The following is a 6061-nucleotide window of genomic DNA, read 5'->3' as shown; positions in this document are numbered from 1 at the left end:
CAGCCCGGAGGAGGCCCGGCAGTCGGCCGCCGAGGCCCGCCGCTCCCTGCGCGGCTGCGCCGCCGACCTGTCCGCCGCCGAGGCCGCCGTCCGCGAGGCCAGTGACATCCTCGTCCGGCACGCCAACTCCACGCGCTACGAGCAGGTCCGCACCCCGGCACGCCAGCAGATCCGCGAACTGCCCGCCTCCGCACTGCCCGAGCACGCCCAGAAATGGGCCGACGCCTTCGCGCCCCGGCTCCGCGTCCTGACGGACGAGCTGGAGCAGCTGGAGCGCAACCGCGACTCGATCGTGGACCGCCTGCGCGGGCTCGTCGAGTCGGCCCTGGCCACCCTGCGTTCCGCCCAGCGGCTCTCCCGGCTCCCGGAGGGCCTCGGTGAGTGGTCGGGGCAGGAGTTCCTGCGCATCCGCTTCGAGGAGCCCGACCAGGCCACGCTCACCGAGCGGCTCGGCGAGGTCATCGACGAGGCGACCCGTGCCGCCGTCAAGAAGAACTCCGACCTGCGGCGCGACGGCATGTCCCTGCTGCTGCGGGGCGTCGCAGCGGCCCTGCAGCCCAAGGGCGTCGCCGTCGAGATCCTCAAGCCCGACGCGGTGCTGCGCGCCGAGCGTGTCCCCGTCGGGCAGATGGGCGACGTCTTCTCCGGCGGCCAGCTCCTCACCGCGGCCATCGCCCTGTACTGCACGATGGCCGCGCTGCGGAGCAACGACCGGGGCCGCGACAAGCACCGGCACGCCGGCACGCTCTTCCTCGACAACCCCATCGGCCGCGCCAACGCCACGTATCTGCTGGAGCTCCAGCGCGCGGTGTCGGATGCCCTGGGCGTCCAGCTCCTCTACACCACCGGCCTGTTCGACACCACGGCGCTGGCGGAGTTCCCCCTCGTCATCCGCATGCGTAACGACGCCGATCTGAGGGCGGGCCTCAAGTACATCAGTGTCGAGGAACACCTCCGCCCGGGTCTGCCGCAGCAGCCCCAGGCGGGAGAGGCCGTACGCAGCGAGATCACAGCGACCAGGATGTACAAACGCCCCCAGTAGGAGCGCCCGGGGGCACGGTGGGGGTCAGGCGCCTTCCCGCGCGGTGAGCGGCGGTTCGGCGGTGACCTCCGAACGGTGCTCGGCGAGCACGCCGGTCCTGTGCCGCTGGACGAACCAGTAGTACGCGAAGCCGCCGCCGGCGATGACGGCGACGAACAGCACCGCCCCCCAGCGCAGGTACCAGTGGTAGGGGGCCGCGGCGTTGTAGACCGCTGCCCGTGGCCAGATCAGGTTCAGCGTCATGCCCGCGCCCCACAGCACGGCCAGGATGTTGACCGGCAGGCCCCACCGGCCCAGCGAGAACCGGCCCCCGTCCGCGGGCTGCCACCTGCCGCGCAGCCGGGCCGCCAGCATCGGCACCGTGACGCCCAGATACGCGAGGTAGATCATGATGATGCCGATGCTGGTGACGACGGTGAAGATCTGCGGCTGGCGGATGTTGACCACCAGGATCGCCAGCGCGAGGACCCCGATGATCACGGTCGGCAGCACCGGCGTCTGGAACCGCGGATGGCACCTGGCCAGCCGTGAGGACGCGGGCAGATTGTTGTCGCGGGCCATCGCGAACGCCAGTCGGACCGCCGCCGTGTGGACCGCCAGCGCGCACACCGTCACCGCGATCAGCACGCACCACAGCATCGCCTTGCCCGCCGTCGGGCCGAGTACGTCCAGCACGATGTACTGCAGGCCGTCCGTGGACAGCTTCTCGCCCTTGAGGCTGGAGACGCTCATCAGGGCGAGGAGCAGGATCAGGCCGCCGAGAACGAACGAGGCGACGATGGCCCGGATGATCGCGCGCGGCGCGTTGCGCGTCGGGTCCAGGGACTCCTCGCCCAGCGAGGCCGCCGTGTCGAAGCCGTACATGACGTAGGCGGAGGCCAACGAGGCCACCAGGAAGGCGCCCAGATAGCCGTTGCCGTACCCCGCGCCGGTGCCGTGCGTCTCCATGACCACCTGCGGACCGCGTGTGACATGGACCGCGAACAGGACGATCAGCACGACGGTGGCGATCAACTCGATGAAGACGCCCGCCGTGTTGATGGTGGCCATCAGCTTGACGCCGAAGGCGTTCACCAACGTCGTGAACAGGATCAGCACCGCGGCCAGGACGACCGCGTTGGTCGCCACGTCGTACCTGCCGGTGCCGTCCCCCACGAACTGGAAGAACGACGAGATCTGCGGCAACGTCAGCTGGTAGGCCAGCGCCACCGCGGCTATGGATACGATCGATGCGATCAGCATCATCCAGCCGGCGAGCCAGCCCAGATGCGGATTGCCGATCTTCTTCGACCAGTTGTAGACGGAACCCGCGACGGGATACCGGGCCGCGAGCTCCGCGAAGCACAGGGCGACCATGAACTGGCCGACGAAGACCATGGGCCATGACCACCAGTAGGCGGGGCCGCCGCTGCCGTAGCCGAAGTAGAACAACTGGAAGGTGCCGGTCAGGATCGAGATGTAGCTGATCCCGGCGGCGAAGGTGTGGAAGTTGCCGAGGGTGCGTTTCAGTTCGGGTCTGTAGCCGAACTCGGTGAGCTCGGCGTCGTCCTGGCCATGCGGGTGTGCGGGCTGCGCGGTTCCACTCATGCAGCCAACCCTGTGGTGTGGGACGGGTGTTGCGCCAGATGCACGCCGTCCCGGGTGCCGGGCGAATCGTCGCCGCCCGAGGGCGTGCCCGGCACCCGACTCGGTTCAGCCCTGGCTCACGGGTGGGACAACTGCCCGGCCCCGCCCCTTCGGCGTATGCGCTCCTGCGCCCGCTCGTCAGCGCGCGCCTGGCGCCGGGACCGGCGCCGCTCGCGTCGCAGGGCCCGTGCCGTGCTGCTCGGCATCGACACCACGCCGTGGCGCTGGGACCAGACCTGACGCGTCACCCACACGTCGAGCGCTCCCCAGGTGGCCGCGATCGTGCTGACCACGCTGCTGATCACCATGGGGAACGCCAGCCAGGACCCTGCCATCGTGCACAGGAAGGCCACCATGGCCTGGAGCAGCGTCACGGCGATGAGGAGTACCGCGCGAACCGCCGCCGTCCGTACCGGATCCGGCAATCGGCGCCGCCGCGCGGGCTCCTCGACCCACAGTGGCCGGTAGGGCCCCGCGTTGCCGACGGGATTGTCGCGATCACTCGCTTCGGCAGACCGTTGTGGCGTCACATACGCCTCATCAGCCCCGGGCGTCCTGCGCCGTTCCGCCGTGCCCATCACTGTGTCACTCCCCACCGCCAGCAGACCGCTCGCCCGCATCCGAAGACCCGTGCTCCCCAGTGGCTGCCCGGCTTGCGCTCTTTTACGCCGCCCAGATGCGGGATGCGGCCCCTGTGGCCGATTCCGCCCCCATTTCCCATGGAGAAGGACGAGCAACTCGTCATGAAGATTCCCGGGAACCGAAAAATTTCAGCCAACCAACCAGACGGATCGTGGGGGTCGGCTCGTGCGCCGACCATCGGTTTCGGGGAGACAACTCCCTCAATGCCCGGACAACTCACCATGCCTCGTGGCTGGCGCGGAAGTTCAGCTTCCGGACCGGTCTTCGAGTTCCCTGTGGGTCGGTAGTAGGCTCGCGCCGTTTGTTGACGCACATGTGTACCCCCGGTAGCCGGGGGCCCGAGCTGGGGGAGGCCATGCGCTTTCGCGGGAAGTCCATCCGCCGGAAGATCGTGGCGCTGCTTCTCGTGCCGCTGGTGTCCCTGACCGCGATCTGGTCCTTCGCCACGGTGCTCACGGGACGTGAGGCGGGCGACCTGTTCAACGTGTCGTCCGTGGTGGAGAAGATCGGCTACCCCATCGAGGACACCGTCCGGGTCCTCCAGGAGGAACGCCGCCAGACCCTCGTCTACCTCGCCGATCCCCGTGCCTCCGACGGCCTCGCCGCGCTCCGGCGCAGCCGGAGCGCCACCGACGAAGCCGTCGGCAGCATCCGCGAGAACGCGCGGAACCCCGATGTGCGCGACGCGATGGGAGCCGACACCGACGAGCGGCTGACCGCGGTCCTGGACGCCTTCGACGGCATCGAGTCGCTGCGCCGCAGCGTCGAGGACGGCACCGTCAACCGCTCCCAGGCACTCGACCTCTACAACCGGCTGGTCGACCCGTGCTACGTCCTGCTGGCCAACCTGCACGTGGTCGACAACGTAGAACTGGACAAGCAGTACCGCGCGCTGGTCAATCTCGCCCGCGCCCGCGAACTGCTCGCCCGCGAGGACGCCCTCCTCGGCTCCGCCCTGGTCGTCGGCGAGATCTCGCACTCCGAGGAGCGTGACGTCTCCGACCTCGTGGCCCAGCGCACCCTGATGTACGACGTCAACCTGCCGCTGCTGCCCGTGGCCGAGCGCGACCGCTACGAGAGCTTCTGGAAGAACGCCTCCACCGCGCCGCTGCGGGTGGCCGAGGAAGCGGCCGTCGCCTCGGGGGCCGGAACACCCCGTGGCGTCACGGCGAAGAGCTGGGACAGCGCCGCCGGGAACGTGCTCGACGAGCTCGGTACCCTCAACGACCAGGCCAACGACCGCTATCAGGACCGCGTCCACCCGGTGGCCGTGGGCGTCATCGCCAAGGCGGTCATCGCCGGCGCGCTCGGCCTGATCGCGCTGCTGGTCTCCCTCTTCCTGTCCGTGCGCGTCGGCCGCACCCTGATCCGCGACCTGCGGCAGCTGCGCCTGGAGGCCCACGAGGCGTCCGGGGTGCGGCTGCCCAGCGTGATGCGCCGCCTCTCGGCGGGCGAGCAGGTCGACATCGAGACCGAGGTCCCGCACCTGGAGTACGACAAGAACGAGATGGGCGAGGTCGGCCAGGCCCTCAATACCCTCCAGCGCGCCGCCGTCGAAGCCGCCGTCAAACAGGCCGAGCTGCGTGCCGGTGTCTCCGAGGTCTTCGTCAACCTCGCGCGCCGCAGCCAGGTCCTGCTCCACAAGCAGCTCACCCTGCTCGACGCCATGGAGCGCAGGACCGAGGACACCGAGGAACTCGCCGACCTGTTCCGTCTCGACCACCTCACCACCCGTATGCGCCGGCACGCCGAGGGCCTCGTGATCCTCTCCGGCGCCGCGCCCTCCCGGCAGTGGCGCAAGCCCGTCCAGCTCATGGACGTGGTCCGTGCCGCCGTCGCCGAGGTGGAGGACTACGAGCGCATCGAGGTCCGTCGCCTTCCGCGTATCGCCGTCACCGGCCCGGCCGTCGCCGACGTCACGCACCTCGTGGCCGAACTCCTCGAGAACGCCACGGTCTTCTCGCCCCCGCACACCGCGGTCCAGGTCGTGGGCGAGCGGGTCGCCAACGGCTTCACCCTGGAGATCCACGACCGTGGACTCGGCATGGCCGCGGAAGCGCTTCTGGACGCCAACCTCCGGCTCGCCGAGACCCCGGAGTTCGAACTGTCCGACACCGACCGGCTCGGCCTGTTCGTGGTCAGCCGTCTCGCCCAGCGACAGAACGTCCGCGTCTCCCTCCAGCCCTCCCCGTACGGCGGCACGACCGCCGTCGTCTTCATCGCCGACGCGCTGCTCACGGACGACATCCCGGACACCAACGGCATCGGGTTCCGCCTCGACCGCCCCCAGCTGGCCGCGGAGAACGAACCGCGGGACACCCGCCGCGCCGCGCTGGCCCAAGGGACGGCGCAGCGCCCCGGGCTGCCGGCCTCCCTCCTGGACGGACCGGTCGAGCTGGAGGCCCCCGTCGACCTCGACGCCATCCGCGACTTCCCCGGCGCCCTCGAGGTCGAGGACAGCGATTACGGCGGCCTGTTCCTCCCTTGCACCTCCCTCACCGGCGCCCAGGACGACACGGCCGGCCGCCGCGACCCGCACCAGCAGAGCGACGCCCGCGGCGCAGCGGATCTTTTTCGACAGCGACGACGGGCTGAGCGCACCGGTCCAGCTGCCCCGCCGCCACACCCCCAAGCTGGTCAGCTCCCACGGACGCCCGGTCACCGAGCAGCGCACCCGGCGGGGGAGGACGGACGAGGAGACCACCCCGGCTTGCCGGCCGAACGGAGCCCGAGGGCCCGCCCCCGCTTCCG

Annotated in this window: 3 protein-coding genes and 1 pseudogene; 2 read left to right on the top strand and 2 right to left on the bottom strand. The window is 70.4% G+C overall.

The annotated features are described in order from the left end of the window. Nucleotides 1–1042 (top strand): annotated as a pseudogene (locus SSQG_RS06235) (hypothetical protein); the annotation flags it as partial. Between the two features lie 24 nt (nt 1043–1066). On the opposite strand, the gene SSQG_RS06230 reads toward SSQG_RS06235, so the two are convergent. Both SSQG_RS06230 and SSQG_RS06225 read right to left on the bottom strand, forming a co-directional pair. Continuing rightward, nucleotides 1067–2629, bottom strand: coding sequence for an APC family permease (locus SSQG_RS06230; RefSeq protein WP_003988874.1), 1563 nt, complete (start codon nt 2627–2629; stop codon nt 1067–1069). A gap of 116 nt (nt 2630–2745) precedes the next feature. Next, entirely contained in the window at nt 2746–3264 is a 519-nt protein-coding gene (locus tag SSQG_RS06225; RefSeq protein ID WP_425315015.1) for a hypothetical protein, read from the bottom strand. A gap of 401 nt (nt 3265–3665) precedes the next feature. Between SSQG_RS06225 and SSQG_RS06220 the strand changes: the two genes are divergently transcribed. After that, nucleotides 3666–6061: sensor histidine kinase (locus tag SSQG_RS06220; RefSeq protein WP_003988872.1), on the top strand; the 2396-nt coding region annotated here is incomplete at its 3' end.

It is taken from the genome of Streptomyces viridochromogenes DSM 40736, from assembly GCF_000158955.1.
Taxonomy (GTDB): Bacteria; Actinomycetota; Actinomycetes; order Streptomycetales; family Streptomycetaceae; genus Streptomyces; species Streptomyces venetus.
Note: the sequence above shows the minus strand (reverse complement) of the source record. Positions and strands in the feature narration are given on the sequence as shown.